Genomic DNA, 20870 nt, shown 5'->3' with positions numbered 1-20870 from the left:
CCGCCACCGCCGAAACAGACCCCCGCCCGGCCCGCGCCGAAGCCTGCACCGAGGCCCGCGCCGGCGCCGACCCCCAAGCCAACGCCCAGGCCGAAACCCCCCGTTCACCACCGGATCGCCCCGTCCCCGCCCCCCGTGACCTATCCCGCGTACCACGCCCCGGTGCGCAAGCAGCCGCCCCGGAGCGGCCCGTCCCTCGTCTCGCTCACCCTGCTCATCACGGCGCCCGCGGTCCTGGCCGTCGCCGCACTGCGCCCGCGCTGACCACCGGAGGTATCCATGTCGGAATGGCTTGTTCTCACCCTCGCGATGGCCGCCGCTTGCGGTGTCGTCCTCCTCGTGACACTGCTGCGGCACCGCAGAACCGGCGAGGACTACGACGCGTCGGAGACCCCGGACGTCATCGAGTACATGACGATGATGATCGGCGTGGTCTATGCCATCGTGCTCGGCCTGGCCATCGCGGGCGTCTGGGAGGCGCGCGGCTCGGCCCAGGAACACGTCCGGGTGGAGGCCCAGGCGCTGCACGAGGTCTCCGAGCGTGCGCGGGTCTATCCCGAGGACGTACGGGATCGTATTCGCGCCGACGTCCACGCCTATGTCAGCCACGTCGTGACCACCGAGTGGGACACGATGTCGGCCACGGGTGAACTCACCGACCGCGGGTCCCGGCTCCTGTCCCGGGTGCGCCACGACGTCACCGACTACCAGCCCAGGTCGGACTTCGAGGCCCAGGCGTACCAGCCGCTCGTCGACCAGGTCGCGGCCGCCGACGACGCGCGCGGCGCCCGCGCGGACAGCGCGGGGGCCACCATGCCGGGCGTCGTCTGGTTCGGTCTGATCGCCGGTGGTCTGGTCACCATCGGCATGATCTTCGCCCTGCAGATCCGCCGCACCCGACGCGAGCTGTTCCTCGCCGGGCTCTTCTCGGCCCTGTTCGCCTTCCTGCTCTTCCTCATCTGGGACTTCGACGCGCCCTACAGCCGGGGCATCGCGGCGACGGCGGAACCGTTCCACGTGCTGTTCCCGGGGATCGGCGGCTGAGGCACCGCCCCTCGGGACCGAGGGGAGTTCCGTGCGGCGCGGGAGAGTCCACCGGCTCCCCGCGCCGCCGGATGGCCGTGAACCGTGCTGCGCCGGGGCCCCGACCGGCGCACTCTTGTGCCATGGCCTGGCAGACACCCATCGTCGTCCACCCGCCCGCCGTCGACGGCGGGCGGCGGGTCACCGTGCGCGGGCAGGACGTCGGCGTCGCGCGCGGCGACCGCGATCTGGTGGAGTTCCTGCGGCGCGCGGGGCTCGGCGACGCGGACATCGCGCTCGACGACCCGCATCTCGTCGAGTGGCGCGGGGCCCCGCACACGTGGCGAGGCCGGGAGGCCTGAGCCTCCGTCGCACATACCGCCCGATTTGCCAGTTTCGCCCCGATTGCTATGGTTTTCGGAGAGCGGACAGATGGTGTGTTCAAGTCCACCCAGCTCCACTGCGCGGGGCTGTAGCTCAAGGCAGAGCGGTCCGCTCACCTACTTCCCCTGGATCGAAGGAACCCGGATCGAAGAACGGGGACACGCGTGGAACGGGCGCCGATGGCCACCGGGCCACTGGACTGGTCGCTGGTCGACGGGGCGGTTCCGCTCGTCGTCCGGATCCTCGGCTGCCTGGCACTCGCCGCCCTCCTCTTCTCCCGCGACCGCCGCTGGTGGACCCGACTCCTCCCCGCCGCCCTGGTCGCGGCGGCGCTCCTGACGCTCCTCGTCCAGCTCACCGTCGACGACTGGTGGAAACCCTTCCCCGACAAGCTCCCCCAGGACGTCGTGGTGTGGATCGGCGTCGCGATCCTCGGCGTATGCCTGACGCTCTGCCGGATGCCGACGCTGCGCTGGCGCGGCCGTGCGGGAGCGCTGCTGTGCGGGGTGCTCGTGGTGGTGCTCGGCCTCTCCGAGGTCAACATCCACTACGACAACTACCCGACCGCGCGCACCATGCTCGGCCCCCAGGACACCGTCAGCCTCAAGGACGCCACCGGCAAGAAGGGCGCCCTGCTCGACGTCCCGAAGGGCAAGGCGCTCTCCGAGGTGTGGAAGGCACCGGGGGACCTGCCCGCCAAGGGCACCGTGTCGACCGCGGCGATCCCCGGCACGAAGTCGGGCTTCAAGGCCCGTGACGCATACGTCTACCTGCCGCCCGCCTACCGCGCGTCGCCCCGGCCACCGCTGCCCGTGCTCGTCCTGATGGCAGGTCAGCCGGGATCGCCCCAGGACTGGATCACCTCCGGTCAGCTGCCGGACATGATGGACGAGTTCGCCGCGGGGCACGCGGGGCTCGCGCCGATCGTCCTGGTGGTCGACCCGCTGGGCTCCCCCTTCGACAATCCGCTGTGCATGGACTCCCGGCTCGGCAACGTCCAGACGTATCTCGCCGACGACGTCCCGGCCTGGGCCGCCGCACATCTGCAGACAGCCACGGGCCGCGAGCACTGGGCGGTCTCCGGGCTCTCCAACGGCGGCACCTGCTCCCTGCAGCTCGCCGTCAACGCACCCCAGGTGTACGGCACCTTCCTCGACATCTCCGGCCAGGACGAGCCCACGCTCGGCAGCCGCAAGCAGACCGTGGACGCGGCCTTCGGCGGCGACGAGGCCGCCTTCGAGAAGGTCGACCCGATGGACGTGATGGCGCACAAGAAGTTCCCCGACACGGCGGGCATGTTCGTCGCGGGCACCGACGACTCGACGTACCGGCCGCAGGCGCACAAGGTGTACGAGGCGGCGAAGAAGGCCGGGATGCGGGCCGAACTCGTCGAACTGCCCGGCGGCCACAGCTGGCAGGTATGGCGCCCGGGACTGCAGAAGCAGCTCCCCTGGCTGGCGTCGCACATCGGTCTGACGCCCTGACACACGACACCCGCTCATCCGGCGTGCGACACGGGGCCGTTCCCCCGCCCGGCGGACAGGGATGCCCCGTTCGCCCTACACCGATCGCGGGGGCAGGGGTCCCTGCCTAGCGTTTCCGGCATCGAGGTGCATTTCAGGTGAAAGCGGAAGAAGGTCCGCAGTTGCTCCTCGGGGACCCGGAGGATCCATCATGCGCGCGATACGCGTCGCTTCGGCCGCACTGCTCACCGCCACCGCCTTGACCCTCACGGCCCCGACCGCGTCCGCGGCCGTGGCGGGCGACGACACGAACAACAACATCACGTCGTTCGGCTTCCGTGTGACCCCCTCGACGATCGCCGCCGGCGGCCAGGTCACGCTGAGCGTGGACAGCTGCGACGGCGACACCAAGGTCACCTCGGGCGTCTTCGACGACGCCCACATCCCCAAGGGGCAGTCGTCCACCACCGCCTCGGTGTTCTGGGACGCCAAACCGGGCGCGATGTACGAGGTGACCTTCGACTGCAAGGGCGAGACCGGCAAGACGGACCTCACCATCGCCACCGGCCGCCCGGACAACGGCACCGTCCACAAGGGCGTCAAGGCCGGCATCGGCGGCAGCCTCGGCGGGCTCGACCTGCACGAGATCGCCCTCGGCAGCGCGCTGATCCTTGGCGCGCTCGGCACCGCGTACTACAAGACGCGCCGCCGCACCGGCGAGGACAACTCCTGAACCACACCCTTCGCCCCGGGACGTCTCCAGGTCCCGGGGGCGAAGGGTGTCACGTGCGGTGCGAGAGGCGGGCGCCACGCGGAAGGGGGTCGCGCGGACCCGCGCCGGTGCTCGGGGCCCCTGCTCGGCCCCCGTGCTCAGACCCGGTTCTCGGTCCTGCGGCGCATCCAGAACACCCCGCCGCCGATCACGGCCGCGGCCACCAGGGCGCCGCCGATCGCCATGTCGGTGCTGGTCGCCCCGTCGGTCGTGCTGCCGCCGACGCCGCCGCGGACGCCGCCGTGGATGACCGTGAAGGCGGACGGACGGGTCAGGGTCTTGCCGCCGCAGTGCGCCGTGATGTCGTAGGCCCCGGGCTGGGCGTCGGAGTTGATGACCGCGGTGGCGCTCGCGGTGCTGCCGCCGGGGATCGCCTGCAGGTTGGTGTCGGGGAAGGCGGGCGAGGTGATCTTGCCGTCGGACTGGCAGGACGTGCCGTCGACCGTGACCGTCAGATGTCCGCCCTTGGGGATCACGCTGGGCATCGCCACGATGTTGGTCGGGTCGGCCCAGGCGGACGCGGTCGGAGCGGCGAGCCCGACGGCCGCACCGGCCGCGACGGCGACCGCGAGGGCACGAGTGGTGCGCATACGAGAAGTACGCATGGGAATCCTCCGCGGAGGGCGCCCCGGGGATACCGTCCCCGGTCGATCGGCGAGAGCGCCTCCCAGACAGACCCTCAGATGCCGTGCACAGGGCCGCATTTCGGGGATCGGCCGTACCGGTGAGACGACACGCCGAGCGGTGTCCTCGCGAGCCGACATCGCCGCAGGTCACGGACCGTCAGAAATTTCCTGCCCGGCGGCGACCCGGATGGCGCACCCGGCCCGTCCGCCACCCGTTCGCTCCCGCCCTTTCGCACACCTCGCGCACCGCGCTTAGCGTTCTCGTACGCGCAACGGACGCGGCTCGCACGCCGCGTTGAGAGGGGATAGAGAATGCCTTCGCCCCATCCGGCCGACGATTTCGAATTCCAGGATTTCCAGGAGGACGAAAAGCAGAGGAAGCGCGCCCCTTGGGGTGTCATGGCGCTTGTCCTGCTCACCGGACTCGCGCTGATCCGCAATGGTTCGGGGGAATTCGACGTGGGCCCGCCGCAGCCCGCGTCCGCCGCCGCCGCGGACGCCGCACCCGACGCGGGCCGGGGCGCACCCGCTCCCCTGACGTTCTCGCCCGCCGAGCGCGTGCGGATCAAGGGCATCCAGGTGGACGCCCCGATCATGCCCGTCGGCCTGGACGCGGACGGCTGGGTGGACGCGCCGCCGCCCGAGGACCCGAACCTCGCGGGCTGGTTCACCGGCGCCGTCTCGCCGGGCGAGAAGGGCACGGCCGTCGTGGTCGGGCACGTGGACAATCAGCAGGGGCCCGCCGTCTTCTACGGACTCGGTTCGTTGAAGAAGGGAAATCACGTCGAGGTGCGCCGCAAGGACAAGAAGACCGCGATTTTCCAGATCTACGGCATTGAAGTCTTCGAGAAGGAGAATTTCCCCGGAAAGCGCGTGTACGGGAACGGCGGAACTCCCGAGTTGCGGGTCATCACCTGCGGCGGCGGATTCTCCAAGCAGTCCGGGTACGACGGGAACGTGGTGGTGTTCGCCCGCCTGGTCGCCGTGCGCTGACACGCGTCGACCGGGCGGGCGTCGCCCCGGCTCACATCGCGTAGCGGCTCGGCACCGTGAGGCGGTAGCCGGAGTCCAGCAGTTCCGGCAGATAGGTGCGCAGCGCGTCGACGCTCCCCGAGCGGTCGCCGCCCGCGTCGTGCGAGAGCACCACGACGCCGGGCCCCGCGCCCGCGCGGACGCGGCGCACGATGGTCGGCGCGCCCGGCTCGGTCCAGTCCAGGGTGTCGACGGTCCAGGCGAGCGGCTCCATGCCGAGTTCGGCGCCGAGCTGGAAGGCGTTGCGGTTCCAGGCGCCGTAGGGGGCGCGGAACCACCCGGGAGGTTCGCCGGTGGCGTCCTCGATGACGTCGCAGGTGCGCTCCAGCTGCTCGCGCATCGCGGCCCTGCCGAGCCGGGGCAGCAGCGGGTGGCTCCAGGTGTGGTTGCCGATCAGATGCCCGTCGTCGGCCATCTCGCGCAGCAGGTCCGTGTTGTCGACGGCCATCTCGCCGCAGACGAAGAACATCGCGCGTACGTCGTGCCGGCGCAGGGTGCGCAGGATGTGCGGCGTGTACCGGGGGTCGGGTCCGTCGTCGAAGGTGAGGACCATCGAGCGGCCGCGTCCCGGCATGCGCAGGATGGGCGCCTTGCGCACCCGGGGCAGGGCGCGGGCGGCGCGGGCGGGGCCGTGCCCCGCCATGGGTTGGAGGCGGTACGCGGAGGGCTTGAGGGCGCGGGCCGCCTGGGGTCCCGCGGCGCCCGCCCCGCCGGTTGTGGTGGGGTGCGGTGCGGCCGGGCCTTCCGTGCCCGCGCAGCCCGCGGTCGCGGCGATGCCGAGGACCGCGGCGGCGCGGAGCAACGCCCGCCGCCCTGGAGTCAGCTGATCGTCTTTCATGACTAATGCGTCGCATGGCCGAAGGCCGGGGCGGCACACCAACACCGGGGCGACCCCCGAAAGCACCCGATCAGACGCGGCGGACGAGCGGGAACGGCAGGGTCTCGCGGATGGTCAGGCCGGTGAGGAACATGACGAGCCGGTCGACGCCGATGCCGAGGCCGCCGGTGGGCGGCATCGCGTATTCGAGGGCGTCGAGGAAGTCCTCGTCGAGCTCCATGGCCTCCGGGTCTCCCCCGGCGGCGAGCAGCGACTGGGCGGTGAGTCGGCGGCGCTGTTCCACGGGGTCGGTCAACTCCGAGTAGGCGGTGCCCAGTTCGGTGCCGAAGGCGACCAGGTCCCAGCGCTCGGCGAGGCGCGGGTCGGTGCGGTGCTGGCGGGTGAGCGGGGAGACGTCGGTCGGGAAGTCCTTGTAGAAGGTGGGCAGCTTCGTCTTCTCCTCGACGAGCCGCTCGTACATCTCCAGGACGACGTCGCCGCGGCCGTCGTCGGTCGTGTACGGCACGGCGGCCCGGTCGCAGAGCCGGTGCAGCGCGGTGAGCGGGGTGTCCGCGTCGACCTCGTCGCCGAGTGCCTCGGAGATCGCGCCGTACACGGTCTTGACCGGCCAGGGGCCCGAGATGTCGTGCTCGACGCCGTCCTTGTACGCCACGGCCCTGCCGAAGGCCGCGGTCGCGGCGCCCTGGATGAGTTCGCGGGTGAGGTCGAGCATCACGTCGTAGTCGGCGAAGGCCTGGTAGGCCTCCAGCATCGTGAACTCGGGGTTGTGCTTGTAGGAGACGCCTTCGTTGCGGAAGGTGCGGCCCATCTCGAAGACCTTCTCCATGCCGCCGACGCAGAGCCGCTTGAGGTAGAGCTCGGGGGCGATGCGCAGATACAGGTCGAGGTCGTAGGCGTTGATGTGGGTGGTGAAGGGGCGGGCGTTGGCGCCGCCGTGGATCTGCTGGAGCATCGGGGTCTCGACCTCCAGATAGCCGCGGTCCAACAGGCCCTGGCGCAGGGCCTGCACGGCGGTGGAGCGGGCCCGTACGACATCGCGGGCGCCGGGGCTCGCGACCAGGTCGAGATAGCGGCGGCGGACCTTGGCCTCGGGGTCGGTCAGGCCGCGGCGCTTGTCGGGCAGCGGGCGCAGGCACTTGCCGGTGAGCTCCCAGTCGGTGACGAAGACGGTGAGCTCGCCCTTGTCGCTGGTGCCGACGGTGCCGGTGGCCGTGATGTGGTCGCCGATGTCGGTGCCGGTGGTGAAGCGGTCGAGGACGTCCGGGCCCGAGGTGTCGCGGGTGAGGGCGAGCTGCAGGTCGCCCGACCAGTCGCGCAGGACGGCGAAGACGACGCCGCCGAAGTCGCGTACGAGCATCACGCGGCCCGCGACGGTGACCTGATGGCCCGTCATCCCGCGGTCGATCTGGGCCAGTTCGTGGGTGCGCGGGGCCAGGCCCACCGGGTAGGGGTCGATGCCCTCGGTGCGCAGGCGGTCCAGCTTGCGGTGGCGGATGCGGATCTGTTCCGGGAGGTTCGACGTGGGGTCGGTGTCGGTGGCGTCGCCCTGGCCCGCGAGGCCGAGCGCGGCGATCGAGGGGAGGCCCTCGGTGGTGGCGGGCTGGGTGACGCCCCTGGGCTTGTGGTGGCCCTTGCCCCAGAGCTTGCGCAGGGAGGGCACGGAGACGAAGCCCTCGGCGATGCCGGAGGCCAGGCTGATGCGGGCGAGGGCGCCGCTGTCGCCGTAACAGATGAAGCGCGGGTACCACTCGGGGTGGTACTTGGCGTTGGACCGGTAGAGCGCTTCGAGCTGCCACCACTTGGAGAAGAACAGGAGCAGCTTGCGCCACAGGCGCAGGACCGGGCCCGCGCCGATCCTGCCGCCCTCCTCGAAGACCGAGCGGAAGACGGCGAAGTTCAGGGAGATGCGGCGCACCCCGGACTTCGGTGCGGCGGCGCACAGTTCGGCGACCATGAACTCCATGACGCCGTTGGGTGCGCTGCGGTCGCGGCGCATCAGGTCCAGGGAGATGCCGTCCTTGCCCCACGGCACGAGGGAGAGCAGCGCGAGGAGCTTGCCGTCGGCGTCGAGCGCCTCGACGAGCAGGCAGTCGCCGTCCTCGGGGTCGCCGAGCCGGTCGAGCGCCATGGAGAAGCCGCGTTCGGTCTCGGTGTCCCGCCAGGCGTCCGCCTTGTCGATGATCTCCTCCATCTCCTCGTCGGTGAGGGTGGAGTGGCGGCGGATCCGGGCGGTGGCGCCGGAACGGCGGACCCGGTTCACGGCCTGGCGGGTCACCCGCATGTCGCGGCCGTCCAGGTCGAAGTCCGCGACGTGCAGGATCGCCTCGTCGCCGAGTTGCAGCGCGCCGAGGCCCGCCCTGGCGTACGCGGTGGCGCCGTCCTCGGAGGCGCCCATGACGGCGGGCTGCCAGGCGTACCGTCTGGCCACGTCAAGCCAGGCGCCGATCGCGTGCGGCCAGGCCTCGCGGTCGCCGACGGGGTCGCCGCTGGCCAGGCAGACGCCGGCCTCGACGCGGTAGGTGACGGCGGCCTTGCCGCTGGGCGAGAAGACGACGGCCTTGTCGCGCCGGGTGGCGAAGTAGCCGAGCGAGTCCTGTTCGCCGTACGCGCCGAGGAGCGCGCGGATGCGGGGTTCCTCGTCGCCGTGCAGGGCCGCTTCCATGCGCTGGGAGCGGAAGAGCGTGGCGGCGGCGTTCAGGAGGGCGAGCGCGCCGAAGAGGCCGAGCCAGAAGTAGAGGCCGCGCGGCGGGCTGCCGTCGAAGTAGTCGCGGCCGTGGATCAGGCCGCCGCAGACGCGGTTGGCCGCCCAGAGCAGGCGTTCGCCGCGCGGCAGCGTGCCGGGGAAGAGTTCGACGAGCCCCCAGCCGAGCAGGATCGCGATGCCGAGGCCCGCGGCGAGGACCGCGATGGCCCGCCAGACGGCGCCGCGCCGGGAGTCCGCGGAGAACTCCTTGCGGGCCAGGAGCAGCAGCACGAAGGCGGCGCCGCAGATGACGAAGGAGGGCAGCGACTCGGCCCAGAAGCCGAGGGCCGCGCCCAGGATGTCGAAGGCGAGCAGCAGGCCCAGATAGATGACGACGAGCCACCACGCGACCTTCTTGCGGGCGGCGGTCGCGGCGGCGAGCAGGAAGAGGAAGACGGCGTACGCGAGGTTGGCGCTGACCGGGACCGTGACCAGGTCGAGGACCCGGATGACGGGGAGCAGGAGGCGGCGCAGCGGGGCGATGACCGAAAGGATCGCGCAGAAGATGCCGAGGGTGCCGAAGAAGGCGGCGAATCCCTCCGGGACGCGGGCCAGGAATCCGCTGCGCGGGCGTATCTGGCCTCCGGCCTGGGGTTCCTCCGTGCGGGCAGTCATGGGTCGACTCTAGGAAGACCTGCGCCGTCGCGCGCGCCGAGCCGGTCCCGCCCCGGCCTGAGGGACGGTGCCGGGCCGTGGTCCGGTGCGCGGGCGCCGTCAACAGGAACGAAGCTCTCCGTTAACCTCTCGGCGTGAGCGCAGACCAGTCCCAGCAGTTTGAACGTGGCACCGACGGCCCCAAGGTGATCGTCGTCGGAGTCGATGGTTCCGATTCGTCGCTGCGGGCGGCGGCATATGCCGGTGGCCTTGCCCGGCGCCAGCGGGCCCTGCTCGCCGTCGTGTACATCCAGCCGGTGATGGCCGCCGGTGCCGCGCTCGGCGCCCCCGTCGCCGAGACGACCGAGGAGATCGCCGAGGGACTCATCGCGGAGATCCGCGACGCGGCCGAGCGGGTGAAGGACATATTCGATGTGCGCTGGGAGTTCCACACGTTCCGCGGCGACCCCTACAGCGGCCTGGTCACCGCCGCCGACGAGCTGAAGGCCGACGCCGTGGTCGTCGGCGCCTCCGAGCAGGCGGGCCACCGCATCGTCGGTTCCGTCGCCGTACGGCTGGTCAAGGCGGGCCGCTGGCCGGTCACCGTGGTGCCGTAGCCGCACGCCGACGGGCCTGCCCGCCCGAGGCAGTCGAGTGCTGCTGCGCCCCCGCCGGGCACGCGAGGTGTGGCGTCTTCCGTCGCGGGCACGGCTGGGCCATCATGATCCGCCATCAGCCGACCGCCGTCAGCGAAGAGGTGAGGCCCGTGGCCGGACTCCGGATGGGGCAGGGCGTACTGCGCCGCAAGCCCATCGACCACATCGAAGAGACCGAGTCGGGCGGTGGCCTGTCCCGCACGCTCGGCCTGTGGCAGCTCACCGCGATCGGCGTGGGCGGCATCATCGGCGCCGGGATCTTCAGCCTCGCCGGCGCCGTGGCCAACGGCACGGCGGGGCCCGCGGTCCTGATCTCCTTCCTGATCGCGGGCGTCGCGAGCGCGGCCGCCGCCTTCTCGTACGCCGAGTTCGCGGGCATGATCCCGAAGGCAGGATCCGCGTACACCTACGGCTATGTGGTGCTCGGCGAGCTGACCGGCTGGTTCATCGGCTGGGACCTGCTCCTGGAGTACACGGCGATCGTCGCGGTCGTCGCGATCGGCATCTCCGGCTACTTCGGCTTCCTGGTCGAGGAGATGGGGGCCGAGCTGCCGCACTGGATGATGGGCGCGCCGGGCACCGGCGACGGGCACAAGGTCGATCTGTTCGCCGCGGTCCTGTGCCTGTTCATCGCGTATCTGCTCACCCTCGGCATCAAGAACGCCGCGCGCTTCGAGCTGATCGTGGTGGTCCTGAAGGTGATCGTGGTGCTCGTCGTGATCGCGGTCGGCTTCTTCCACATCGACACCGGCAACTACAACCCGTTCTTCCCTTACGGGGTCGGCGGCGCGTTCACGGGTGCGGCGACCGTGTTCTTCGCCGTGTTCGGGTACGACGCGATGAGTACCGCCGCGGAGGAGTCCAAGGACGCCCAGCGGCACATGCCGAAGGCGATCCTCTACTCCCTCGCGATCTCCATGGTGCTGTACGTCCTGGCCTGCCTGGTCCTGACCGGCATGCAGAACTACAAGGACGTCGACCCGGAGAGCGGCTTCTCCACGGCCTTCAAGTCCGTGGGGCTCGGCGGCCTCGCGGACGTCATCGCGGTCGGCGCGATCATCGGCATCCTCACCGTGATGTTCACGTTCATGCTGGGCTGCACGCGGGTGTGGTTCTCGATGAGCCGCGACGGCCTGCTGCCCAAGTGGTTCGCGAAGACGCACGAGACGCGGCACGTGCCGACCCGCGTGACCTGGATCGTCGGGGTCGCTTCGGCCGCCATCGCCGGGTTCCTGCCGATCGGCGAGGCGGCCGAACTCACCAACATCGGGATCCTGTTGGCGTTCGTCGTGGTGTGCGTCGCGGTGATCGTGCTGCGCTACAAGCAGCCCGATCTGCCGCGCACCTTCCGCTGCCCCGGCATGCCGGTGGTCCCGGCGCTCGGGGTCGTCTTCTCCATCTGGCTGATCACGTTCCTGCAGTGGCAGACCTGGGTGCGGTTCGCCGTGTGGTTCGTGCTCGGCCTCGTCGTGTACTTCGGGTACTCCTACCGGAAGTCGGAGCTGGCGAAGGCGGAGGTGCGCGACCAGGCCCCGTAGTGGTCAGGCGCTCTTCTCGATCGACTTCTGGAACTCGCGGGCCATCTGCTCCAGGCCCTTGTTCTTCCACTCGGCCCAGAACGGCTTCCACTCGCCGATCTTCTTGCGGCCGCTGACGATGTCGTTGACCAGGTCGGTCGCCTCGGTGGACATGCGCCCGTAGTGCTGGGTGTACGCGTCCGAGTAGTGGCCGACCGTGGGATTGCGCACGGCGGTCTCGATGAGCTTCTGCTCGGCGGCGTACACGTCCTTGACATCCTGGGCGCGTTCGGTGCCGGGGAAGCTGGAGGCGATCAGTGCGAAGGGGGAGGTCGTCGCCGTCTGCAGTCCGCTGTAGAGGCCCTCGACCTGCTGCTTGCCCTGCTTGGTGCGGGTGGGGAAGCCGTTCTTGTCGTACGTGAAGTCCTCGCCCTCGGTGCCGTATTCGAGGAACTCGCGCTCCTTGCTGCCGAACGGCGCCGCCAGGTAGTCGAGGACGCGCAGGAGCATCCGCACCCGCTTCTCGTCGCCCTTCTTGATGGCGGTGTAGCCGATGGTGCCCAAGTGGTAGTGGTGGTTGGGCCTGGTGCCGCCCGCGGCGAACGGGATCATGATCTCGGCGGCCAGTGCGGGGTCCTGGACGCGGACCTCATTGCGCGCGTTGTAGGGGTTGGCGTGCACGGTGGCACCGATCGCGCCCTGCGCCATCTTGATGTAGGCGTCGGCCATCTTGGGGTTGCCCGGGTAGAAGACACCGGCCTTCTTCAGCTTCACGACGAAGTCGAGGGCCTCGGTGTACTCGTCGGTGTCCTGGAACCAGGTGAGTGAACCGTCCTTGTTCTGCCGCCACTTGTTGGGGGCGCCGAAGGACTGGCACAGCACGCTGACCGCGTTGACGTAGATCGGTTCGAGGGCCCAGACCTTGCCTCCGGTGACCTCCTTGCACTTGGCGAGGAACTCATCGGTGCTGGACGACTGGATGCCGTCCGCCTTGTCCCAGACCCTCGGATTGCCCGCGTAGACCTGCCCGAACGCCGGGTAGGGCACGGGCGCGCCCCAGATCTTGCCGTTGACGACCGCCGTCTTCCAGTGGGCGGGCGTCATCGCGGCGAGGTTCGGATACGTCTTCACCGCGTCGCCCGAGACGTACTCGGTGATGTCGGCGCACTTGGCCTCCAGGAGTTCGGCGACGTGCTGGATGCCCTGGTTGGGCGGGATCCAGAGCAGGTCGGGCAGGTCGCCGCCCGCGATCGTCGCGGAGAACTTCTCCTCGTAGCCGGGGTCGGTGCCGAGGATCGCGGTCAGGTCGACGCCCAGGTTCTTGTCGACCTGGCTCCAGTAGGCGTTGGAGCCCTTGGGGGTCGGCGGCTGGGTCCAGATCTCCGTGAGCATCGTGATCTTCGAGCCGTCGCCGGGGGTCTTCGCGACGCTGCGCACCAGCTCCTCGGGGTAGGAGAGGAAGCCCGCGGAGAGGCCCTTCGCGTTCGGCGGCAGATCGGGCTTGATCTTGGTGAAGGGGACGTACGAAGGGAGCTTCACCTTCGCCGACGCCGCCTCGCCGGTCTTCTTGGCGGACGAGCCGCAGCCCGTCAGGGAGGTGGCGGCCGCGCCCGCGGCGACGGCGGTGGAGAGGCTGAGGAAGGAGCGTCGGGACATGCCGGTCATGGGAATCTCCGCAAGAGGGCAGCAGGGGACAACAACGGGAGGTGCGGGACGGGGAGTTCAGCCCTTGATGGCGCCGGTGAGCACGCCCTTGGTGAAGTACTTCTGCAGGAAGGGGAAGAGCGCCAGGATCGGCAGGAGCGCGAGCATGACGACGGCCATCGAGAGGGACTGCTGCGGCGGCATGTGGGCGATGCCGAGCTGGTCCGCCGTCATGGACTTGTTCTGTACGACATAGGTGCGCAGGACCAGCTGGATGGGCCACTTGCCGGAGTCGTTGAGGTAGAGCATCGCGTTGAAGAAGGCGTTCCAGTACGTCACCGCGTAGAAGAGGCCGACGACGGCGACGACGCCCTTGGAGAGCGGAAGGACGATGCGGGTGAGGATCCGCCAGTCCCCCGCGCCGTCGATGCGGGCCGCCTGGTAGAGCTCCTCGGGGATGTTCATGAAGAAGGCCCGCAGGACGACCAGGTTGAACGCGTTGATGAGCACCGGCAGGATCAACGACCAGTAGGAGTCCAGGAGTCCGAGCTCCTTGACCACCACGTACATCGGCACCATGCCCGGGGCGAAGAGCAGCGTGAAGAGCACCATCAGGAGGATCGGCTTGCTGCCGGGGACGCCGCGCTTGCTCAGGGCGTACGCGAGGGCGATCGTCGTCAGGAGCGAGAGCGCCGTGCCGACCACCGTGATCAGGACGCTGACGATCACCGCGCGGGAGACGATGCCGCCGGAGAGGATCGTGCGGTAGGCCTCCAGGGTGGGCTCCGACGGGATGAGGACGAAGCCGCCGGACTCGGTGATCTCCTTGCGGGACGCGAGGCTGGTGGAGAGGACCGTGAGGAAGGGCAGGACCATCACGGCGCAGATGACCGTGATGACGACGGCCTTGGCGGCCGAGCCGATCTTCGTCGGCGGCTCCTCCCAGGCGGGCCGCTCCTCGCGTATCCGCTGCCGCTCGCCCTTGGTGCGCAGGGGGAATCCGAAGCTGCTCATTTGCTGTACACCCCGTGCTCTCCGAAGGCGTGGGCGACCTTGTTGGCGCCCCAGATCATCAGGGCGCCGATGACTCCCTTGACCAGGCCCGCCGCGGCGCCGACGCCCCAGTCGCCGTAGACGACGCCGTGGTAGTAGATGTACGTGTCGAGGACTTCCGCCGCGCGGGCGCCGACCGCGTCGCGCTGGAGCAGGAACTGCTCGAAGCCGACGGAGAGCACATCGCCGAGGCGGAGCACGAGCAGCATGATCGTGACGCCGCGTACGGCGGGCAGCGTGACGTGCCACATGCGGCGCCAGCGGCCCGCGCCGTCGACGGCCGCCGACTCGTACAGGCTCTGGTCGACATGGGCGAGCGCCGCCAGATAGATGATCATGCCCCAGCCGATGTCCTTCCAGATCACCTGGCCGGTGATCAGGAGCGGGAAGGTGCTGGGGTCGCTCATCACGTCGAGCGGTGACATGCCGTGGTCGCGCAGATAGTTGCTGAACAGGCCCGCGCCGCCGAGGACTTGCTGGAAGAGCGCGACGACGAGGACCCACGAGATGAAGTGCGGCAGATACACGATGCTCTGCACGAACTTCTTGATGCGCGGGCTGACCAGGCTGTTGATGAGCAGCGCCAGGGCCAGCGGGGCCGGGAAGAAGAAGATCAGCTGCAGTGCGGCGAACGCCAGGGTGTTGCGCACCGACTCCCAGAACGCCGGATCGGCGAACAGCTCCTGGAAGTTGGCGAGTCCGACCAGGGGGCTGTCCTTGAAGCCGATGAAGGGCTGGTAGTCCTGGAAGGCGATGACGTTGCCCAGCATCGGGACGTAGAAGAACCCGATGAAGAACAGCACGCCGGGCGCCATGAGGGCGAGCATCACCCAGTTGTTGCGCAGCCGGACCCGCAACGGCGCTCGCTTGTGGAGCCTCGGACCCGGTTGTCCCGCACGGGACTTCGACGTCGACTTCGATGGGGACGCGGGGGGCGACGCGGCCTGTGGCCTGCGGCGCGTAGCAGGGGATGTCACTCGCACCTCGGAAGGACGTAATTAAGAAGCCAACTTGCCGAAAGAGAGCCACATCATGGAAGGGCCGCCCGCGCCCGTCAACCACCCGCGAGGCCTAAGGGGTTGGACTTTTCTGCGCGGCGCGGTCGGTGTGTTCCATCTGTTCCAGGTGGTCCAGTGCGAGGCGGGCTGCCCCGATTGCGGTCGATTCCTCGCCGAGCACGGAAGTGCGCACCTGGGGCGCGTACGGGCAGCGTTCGGCGAGGCGCTGCGCGAAGGGTTCGCTGAGCAGGGCGCCCGCGCGGGAGATGCCGCCGCCGAGCACGACGGCCCGTGGATCGAGCACCGCGACATGCCGCGTGAGACTGTCGGCGAGGCATTCGGCGAAGGCCCGCAGGGTGTAGCGGGCGCCGCCGTCGCCTGCCGCGGCGGCGCTGACCACCGCGCGCGCCGCGTTCTCCCGGGTGGGCTTCTCGGCGCCCTGGTGTCCGGCGAACCAGTCGAGAAGCCGCTGGTAGGACATCTCCCAGCCGTCGCCCGCGACCATTTCGCCCGCGGCGGAGTGGTGGCCGCGGTGCAGTTCGCCGCGCAGCCACAGGCCGATGCCGAGCCGGTTGCCGACGTACAGGTACACGCAGTCGCGCACGTCGACGCTGACGCCGCCGGTGCACTCGGCGAGGGTGGCCAGCTGGATGTCGTTGCCCACCACCACGGGGCCAGGAGCGGCGTCGGCGAGTTCGCTCGAGAGGTCGAGGCCCGTCCACTGGGGCAGCGAGTCGCTGACCGCGACGCGCCCCTCGGTGTCCACCATGCCGCTGGTGCCGACGCCGGTGACGAGCGGTCTGACCGCCGCAGCCCCGGGCTTGGCGAGGCAGCCCGCGATGGCCGTGCGCACCGCGTCGACCCGCTCGCGGGCGGGGAGTTCGGGGGTGACGGCGATGCGCTCGGCCGCGACGGTGCGGCCGAGCAGGTCGGCGGCGAGCACCAGGACCTTGTGCGCGCCGATGTCCACGCCGAGCACATGGCCCGCCTCGGCGCGGAAGCGGAATCTGCGGGCCGGCCTGCCGACGCTCCCGCTGCCGGGCGACAGCTCCACGAGCCGTCCCTCGCGCAGGAGTTGGGCGGTGAGGTCCTGGGCGGTGGGCCGCGAGACGCCGATCAGCGAGGCCAGTTCCGGCACGGTGATCTCGGCGCGCTCGCGCAGCACGCGCAGCGCGGCCGCCGTGTTCAGCCGTCGCAGCAGTGACGGATCGCCACTCAACGGGTCGCCACTCATGGGTCCCTCCCCCTTGACAGCATGATCGGTTCGTCCCCAGGGTGACCCGGAGCGATTGAGAAACTTACCTAATAAACAGCGCCCTTGGGGAGCACAGATGGGTGAGACAGGACCGCGGCCCGGCCATCCCGAGCTGGAGTGCGGCATCGGCATCTGGGATCAGGACGTCTACGGAAATCATCGCCTGCTGGTGGATGTCACGGCCGCGGCCCCCGCCGTCGCGGCCGAACTGCCGTGGCGGCGCCAGGAGTCCACCGCGGCAGACGTGGACGTGATCGTCCTCGCCCCTTCGGGGCTCCGCGTGCACAACACGGTGGCCGTGGAGGTGACCGACGAGCGCGGCCGCATCGCCTTCGAGCCCGCGGCGGGGCCCGGTGCGTACGCCGTGCACTACCTGCCGTACGCGCACACCGGCAAGCCCTCCTACCCGCAGGCCGCCTACCGCCCGCCCACCAGGACGGCCGACCCCGGCTGGGTGCACCGCTGCGGGCTCGACGACCCTGCCACCTGGGCGGCGCTCCCCCGCGCCGAGGCCTTCCGCTACGAGGCGGCGAGCGCACTCGACTCGTTCGCCCCGCTGGGCTTCGCGGCGACGGCGGCCGAGCGGGCGGCGCTCCACAAGGCCCACCCGGACGAGCCGTTCCTGCTCTTCGGCGAGGACAGGAAGCATCCGCTGGGCCGCTACGCGCGGCTGCCCGCGCGCTGGGCGCTCGCCAAGCCGGGCGCGCCCTTCGCGGGCGGCGCGGACCGCGGGGAGTTCTACGCGGTGCAGGTCGGCGTGCACGCCCTCACCGACCTCGCCGGCGTCCGCGCCGAGGTCCGCGGGCTGCCGTTTCCCGTGCGCTGTCTGAGCACCGGTGGCATCGATGCCCGCGGCGACGCCTTCGAGCGCGGCGTCGCGGTGGCCGCGGGCGGGGTGACGGCGCTGTGGCTCGGCATCGACGTGCCCGAGGGTGCGGAGCCCGGAGCGTACGAGGCGGAGATCGCGGTCCGTGCGCGGGGGACATCGGAGCGGGTGCTTCCGCTGCGGCTCACCGTCCGCGAGGCCGTCGTCGCCGATCACGGCGCGGGCGATCCCGGCCGGCTCGCCCGGCTGCGCTGGCTGGACTCGACGCTCGCGCAGGACGACGAGGTGGTCCCGCCGTTCACTCCGGTGAAGACCGACGGGCACCGGTTCACCCTGCTCGGCCGCGCCGTCGAGCTCGGCCCCGACGGGCTCCCGCACCGGATCACCTCCGCCTTCACCCCGGCCGTCACCCGCGTCGAAGGAGCCGAGCGCGATCTGCTCGCCGCACCGGTGACGCTCGACGTCGGCCGCCCCCTGGCGCAGGGCCCGCTCACCGTCGACCAGCCGGGCCAGGCCCGGGTGCGCTGGTCGACGCGGGCCACCGGACAGGACGTACTCCTGGACACGGAGGGCGAGTTGGAGGCCGACGGCTTCCTCGTGGTGCGCGCCACCGTGACGGCGACCGCCGACACCGGACTCGACGTGCGGCTCGACGTGCCGGTGCGCGAGGAGGTCGCGCGGTACGCGATGGGGCTCGGCCTCACGGGCCGCGCGTGCCCGGCGGCGTACGACTGGAACTGGGCCACGCCCACCCGCAACCAGGACGCCTTCTGGCTCGGCGACCCGGCGGCCGGACTCCAGCTCTCGCTGCGCGACGAGCACTACGCACGGCCGCTGAACACCAACTACTACCGGGAGAAGCCCCTGGTCACGCCGCGCTCCTGGGCGGGCGACGGGGCGGGCGGCGTGCGGCTGCGGACGGCCGCGGGGGTGCGTGCGCTCACCGCGTTCAGCGGGCCGCTGCGGCTGGGCGCGGGCGAGAGCCGCCGCTTCGAGTTCCGACTGCTGCTCACCCCGTTCAAGCCGCTCGATCCCGGCGGACACCTCGCCGAGCGCTACTTCCACGCGTACGCGTCGCCGCGGGAGGTCGCGGAGTACGGCGCGAACGTCGTGAATCTGCACCACGCCACACCGCCCAACCCGTACCTCAACGATCCGCTGCTCGCCGCCGAGGCGCTGCGTGCCTACACGGGCGAGGCGCACCGGCTCGGCGTCCGTGTGAAGGTGTACGACACGGTGCGCGAACTCACCCGGCACACCCCGGAGTTGCCCGTCCTCGCCTCGTTCGGCGACGAGATCTTCTCGTCGGGTCCCGGCGGCGGGCACGCCTGGCTCCAGGAGCATCTGGGCGGCGACCACGTCCCGGGCTGGGTGGCGCCCGACGTCGGCGACGTCGCGGTCGTCACGTCCGGCGACTCGCGCTGGCACAACTCCTATGTGTGCGGCATCGAGCGGCTGCGCCGCGTCGTGGGCGTCGACGGGCTCTACCTCGACGACGTCGCGTACGACAGGACCACCATGAAGCGGGTCCGCAAGGCGCTCGCCGGGACCGGCGGGTCCGCGCCCGTGGTCGACCTGCACTCCTGCAACCAGTACCGGGAGCCCGACGGGTTCGCCTCCAGCGCCAATCTGTACGCGGAGCTGCTGCCGTACGTCGACCGGCTCTGGCTCGGCGAGCTCTTCGACTACGACGGGGCGGACGGCGCGGACCCGGCGTACTGGCTCGTGGAGATCTCGGGCATCCCGTTCGGGCTCATGGGCGAGATGCTGGAGGGCGGCGGCAATCCGTGGCGGGGGCTCGTCTTCGGGATGACGGCGCGGGCGCCGATGACCGATGTGCGGCCGCTGTGGCGGGCGTTCGACCTGCTGCGGCTGCCGGAGGCGGAGATGACCGGCTGGTGGGCGGGCGAGCCGCCGGTGCGCACCGGCCGCGACGACGTCCTCGCGACGACGTGGGAGGGTCCCGGCGGCACGGCGTCGGCGCTCGCCTCCTGGGCGAAGGAACCGGTCGACGTCGTCCTGACCGCGGCGGGCGGGCGGCCGGTCGCCGCGTACGCGCCGGCGATCGAGGGCTTCCAGCCGGAGCGGCGCTTCGCGGCGGGCGAGCCGGTCCCGGTGGCCCCGGGACGCGGCTGGCTCCTGCACGTCGGACCGGCTACTCCCCCATGACCAGACCGCTCTTGCCCGCTCCCCTGCTCAGCACGACGCGGCGGATGCGGTCGCGGATGCCGCCCACGTCGGCGCCGCGGTCGAGCGCCCGGTTGAGGTTGACGACGCGGCCGGGGTCCGTGTCGAACCACATGGGGATGAACTCGGCCTTGCGCACCTCCCACCGGGCGCCCGGCCTGGCGGGCGGTGCGAAGGTGAAGCGGCCGATGGAGCCCTGATTGCCGCGCGGGTCGTGGGCACCCTCGTGGTTGATCATGTCGCCGGCGATCTGGTCGCCCATGCCGTAGATGATCCAGGTGCCGTTGACCTTCTCGTACGCCTGCGGGACGTGCGCGTGCGTGCCGAGGATGAGGTCGATGTCCGGGCGGCCGCCCGTGCGGGAGCCGGTGAGCTTCTTGCCGAGCCGCAGCTGCTGCCGGTCGGGCTCGTCCTGCCACTCGCTGCCCCAGTGCAGGCTGACGACCACGACGTCGGCGCCCGCCCTGCGGGCCGCGCGGGCGTCCGCGACGATCTTGTCGCGGTCGATGAGGTCGACCGACCAGGGCTTGCCCTTGGGCAGCGGGATGCCGTTCGTGCCGTAGGTGTACGCGAGTTGGGCGATTTTCGCGCCGCCCGCGCGCAGCCACGCCGGCTTCTTGTCCTCGGCGGCCGAGCGGGCCGAGCCCGCGTGCTTGACGCCCGCCTTGTCCAGGGCGTCAAGGGTGCGGCGCACACCCGCCGAACCGTCGTCGAGGGTGTGGTTGGAGGCGGTGGAGCAGGCGTCGTACCCGGTGGCCTTGAGGGCGCGGGCGACCTGGGGCGGGGACTTGAAGCTGGGGTAGCCGGAGTAGTCGCCGTTCGCGCCGTAGACCGTCTCCATGTGACAGATCGCCAGATCGGCCTTGGCGACGACCGGCTTGGCGCCCGCGAGCATCGGCGCGAAGTCGTAGCCGTCGCCGCCCGCGTCGCTGTTCGCCTTGCGGATGATCGAGGAGTGCGGCAGGACGTCGCCGGAGGCGACGAGGGTGAACGCGCGGGGTCCCGCGGTGCCGCCGCCCGCCGCGGAGGGGGCCGGTGCGGGGCCGGACGCGGCATGCTGCGGGGCGGGGGGCCTGTCGGGTGCGCCGTCGGGCTCGGCCGCGCAGGCCGCGGTGGCGCCGATGAGGAGTGCCGCCGCGGCGGCCGCCGCCCGCCGCGTACTCCTTGTTCCTCGTGTGCTTCTCGGGGTGGGGGTGGTCCGTGTTTCGTGTGCATTGCGTGCGTGCTGCGTCATCCGCCGGGCTCCGTGGATCGGGGTA

17 protein-coding genes are annotated in these 20870 nt (G+C 71.1%); 9 read left to right on the top strand and 8 right to left on the bottom strand.

Translation table 11 applies throughout. The features are described 5' to 3' along the window. The first annotated feature begins 135 nt into the window (after positions 1–135). The 5 genes from ACFWZ2_RS33915 (at position 136) to ACFWZ2_RS33895 (ending at position 3603) form a co-directional block, all read left to right on the top strand. Complete coding sequence (locus tag ACFWZ2_RS33915) at positions 136–264, top strand: hypothetical protein (RefSeq protein WP_384552303.1); 129 nt, start codon at positions 136–138, stop codon at positions 262–264. A gap of 15 nt (positions 265–279) precedes the next feature. Continuing rightward, positions 280–1044 carry a hypothetical protein gene (locus tag ACFWZ2_RS33910; protein ID WP_384552301.1) on the top strand — a complete coding sequence of 255 codons (765 nt, stop codon included), beginning with the start codon at positions 280–282 and terminating at the stop codon, positions 1042–1044. Between the two features lie 122 nt (positions 1045–1166). After that, positions 1167–1385: a hypothetical protein gene (locus ACFWZ2_RS33905; protein ID WP_384552299.1), complete on the top strand. Its 219-nt coding sequence runs from the start codon at positions 1167–1169 to the stop codon at positions 1383–1385. 201 nt (positions 1386–1586) lie between these two features. Beyond that, positions 1587–2891, top strand: coding sequence for an alpha/beta hydrolase (locus ACFWZ2_RS33900; protein ID WP_384552297.1), 1305 nt, complete (start codon positions 1587–1589; stop codon positions 2889–2891). Between the two features lie 190 nt (positions 2892–3081). Further along, entirely contained in the window at positions 3082–3603 is a 522-nt protein-coding gene (locus tag ACFWZ2_RS33895) for a hypothetical protein (RefSeq protein ID WP_384552295.1), read from the top strand. Positions 3604–3740: 137 nt separating this feature from the next. On the opposite strand, the gene ACFWZ2_RS33890 is transcribed toward ACFWZ2_RS33895, so the two are convergent. Continuing rightward, a complete protein-coding gene (locus ACFWZ2_RS33890; RefSeq protein WP_384552293.1) occupies positions 3741–4232 on the bottom strand; it encodes a hypothetical protein in 492 nt (163 codons plus the stop codon). 435 nt (positions 4233–4667) lie between these two features. Here ACFWZ2_RS33890 and ACFWZ2_RS33885 point away from each other — a divergent pair, with 435 nt between their 5' ends. Further along, the gene (locus ACFWZ2_RS33885) at positions 4668–5261 is read left to right on the top strand and encodes a class F sortase (protein ID WP_384552291.1); all 594 of its coding nucleotides are present in this window, start codon (positions 4668–4670) and stop codon (positions 5259–5261) included. A gap of 31 nt (positions 5262–5292) precedes the next feature. Here ACFWZ2_RS33885 and ACFWZ2_RS33880 read toward each other — a convergent pair whose 3' ends face one another. Together ACFWZ2_RS33880 and lysX are read right to left on the bottom strand one after the other, a co-directional pair. Next, the gene (locus ACFWZ2_RS33880) at positions 5293–6138 is read right to left on the bottom strand and encodes a polysaccharide deacetylase family protein (RefSeq protein ID WP_384552289.1); all 846 of its coding nucleotides are present in this window, start codon (positions 6136–6138) and stop codon (positions 5293–5295) included. Positions 6139–6208: 70 nt separating this feature from the next. Next, on the bottom strand, positions 6209–9496 hold the full coding sequence (lysX, locus tag ACFWZ2_RS33875) for a bifunctional lysylphosphatidylglycerol synthetase/lysine--tRNA ligase LysX (RefSeq protein WP_384552287.1): 3288 nt from the start codon (positions 9494–9496) through the stop codon (positions 6209–6211). A gap of 134 nt (positions 9497–9630) precedes the next feature. Here lysX and ACFWZ2_RS33870 point away from each other — a divergent pair, with 134 nt between their 5' ends. Together ACFWZ2_RS33870 and ACFWZ2_RS33865 are read left to right on the top strand one after the other, a co-directional pair. Continuing rightward, entirely contained in the window at positions 9631–10092 is a 462-nt protein-coding gene (locus tag ACFWZ2_RS33870; protein ID WP_384552285.1) for a universal stress protein, read from the top strand. Between the two features lie 149 nt (positions 10093–10241). Continuing rightward, positions 10242–11669 (top strand): amino acid permease, encoded by a 1428-nt coding sequence (locus ACFWZ2_RS33865; protein ID WP_384552283.1) that lies wholly within the window; start codon positions 10242–10244, stop codon positions 11667–11669. A 3-nt stretch (positions 11670–11672) separates the two neighbouring features. Here the strand turns inward: ACFWZ2_RS33865 and ACFWZ2_RS33860 are convergent, their stop codons facing one another. The 4 genes from ACFWZ2_RS33860 to ACFWZ2_RS33845 form a co-directional block, all read right to left on the bottom strand. Then, positions 11673–13313, bottom strand: coding sequence for a hypothetical protein (locus ACFWZ2_RS33860; protein ID WP_384552281.1), 1641 nt, complete (start codon positions 13311–13313; stop codon positions 11673–11675). 57 nt (positions 13314–13370) lie between these two features. After that, positions 13371–14306, bottom strand: coding sequence for a carbohydrate ABC transporter permease (locus ACFWZ2_RS33855; RefSeq protein ID WP_384552280.1), 936 nt, complete (start codon positions 14304–14306; stop codon positions 13371–13373). After that, positions 14303–15202 carry an ABC transporter permease gene (locus ACFWZ2_RS33850; RefSeq protein ID WP_384552278.1) on the bottom strand — a complete coding sequence of 300 codons (900 nt, stop codon included), beginning with the start codon at positions 15200–15202 and terminating at the stop codon, positions 14303–14305. The genes ACFWZ2_RS33855 and ACFWZ2_RS33850 overlap by 4 nt, the downstream gene beginning before the upstream one ends. A 214-nt stretch (positions 15203–15416) precedes the next feature. Further along, positions 15417–16577: an ROK family protein gene (locus ACFWZ2_RS33845; protein WP_384552276.1), complete on the bottom strand. Its 1161-nt coding sequence runs from the start codon at positions 16575–16577 to the stop codon at positions 15417–15419. Between the two features lie 97 nt (positions 16578–16674). Between ACFWZ2_RS33845 and ACFWZ2_RS33840 the strand changes: the two genes are divergently transcribed. Then, on the top strand, positions 16675–19593 hold the full coding sequence (locus ACFWZ2_RS33840) for a glycoside hydrolase domain-containing protein (protein WP_384552274.1): 2919 nt from the start codon (positions 16675–16677) through the stop codon (positions 19591–19593). Here ACFWZ2_RS33840 and ACFWZ2_RS33835 read toward each other — a convergent pair. Next, positions 19580–20845 (bottom strand): CapA family protein, encoded by a 1266-nt coding sequence (locus ACFWZ2_RS33835; RefSeq protein WP_384552272.1) that lies wholly within the window; start codon positions 20843–20845, stop codon positions 19580–19582. The two genes, ACFWZ2_RS33840 and ACFWZ2_RS33835, sit on opposite strands and share 14 nt — an antisense overlap. Between the last annotated feature and the right edge of the window lie 25 nt (positions 20846–20870).

It is taken from the genome of Streptomyces sp. NPDC059002 (genome assembly GCF_042740435.1).
Classification (GTDB): domain Bacteria; phylum Actinomycetota; class Actinomycetes; order Streptomycetales; family Streptomycetaceae; genus Streptomyces.
Note: the sequence above shows the minus strand (reverse complement) of the source record. Positions and strands in the feature narration are given on the sequence as shown.

Bases quoted from the DNA above. Each gene is read 5' to 3' on its own strand.
- ACFWZ2_RS33900 (WP_384552297.1), top strand. From the start codon at position 1,587: ATGGCCACCGGGCCACTGGACTGGTCGCTGGTCGACGGGGCGGTTCCG.
- ACFWZ2_RS33860 (WP_384552281.1), bottom strand. From the start codon at position 13,313: ATGACCGGCATGTCCCGACGCTCCTTCCTCAGCCTCTCCACCGCCGTC.
- ACFWZ2_RS33910 (WP_384552301.1), top strand. From the start codon at position 280: ATGTCGGAATGGCTTGTTCTCACCCTCGCGATGGCCGCCGCTTGCGGT.
- ACFWZ2_RS33835 (WP_384552272.1), bottom strand. From the start codon at position 20,845: ATGACGCAGCACGCACGCAATGCACACGAAACACGGACCACCCCCACC.
- ACFWZ2_RS33890 (WP_384552293.1), bottom strand. From the start codon at position 4,232: ATGCGCACCACTCGTGCCCTCGCGGTCGCCGTCGCGGCCGGTGCGGCC.
- ACFWZ2_RS33895 (WP_384552295.1), top strand. From the start codon at position 3,082: ATGCGCGCGATACGCGTCGCTTCGGCCGCACTGCTCACCGCCACCGCC.
- ACFWZ2_RS33855 (WP_384552280.1), bottom strand. From the start codon at position 14,306: ATGAGCAGCTTCGGATTCCCCCTGCGCACCAAGGGCGAGCGGCAGCGG.
- ACFWZ2_RS33840 (WP_384552274.1), top strand. From the start codon at position 16,675: ATGGGTGAGACAGGACCGCGGCCCGGCCATCCCGAGCTGGAGTGCGGC.
- ACFWZ2_RS33845 (WP_384552276.1), bottom strand. From the start codon at position 16,577: ATGAGTGGCGACCCGTTGAGTGGCGATCCGTCACTGCTGCGACGGCTG.
- ACFWZ2_RS33885 (WP_384552291.1), top strand. From the start codon at position 4,668: ATGGCGCTTGTCCTGCTCACCGGACTCGCGCTGATCCGCAATGGTTCG.
- ACFWZ2_RS33880 (WP_384552289.1), bottom strand. From the start codon at position 6,138: ATGAAAGACGATCAGCTGACTCCAGGGCGGCGGGCGTTGCTCCGCGCC.
- lysX (WP_384552287.1), bottom strand. From the start codon at position 9,496: ATGACTGCCCGCACGGAGGAACCCCAGGCCGGAGGCCAGATACGCCCG.
- ACFWZ2_RS33905 (WP_384552299.1), top strand. From the start codon at position 1,167: ATGGCCTGGCAGACACCCATCGTCGTCCACCCGCCCGCCGTCGACGGC.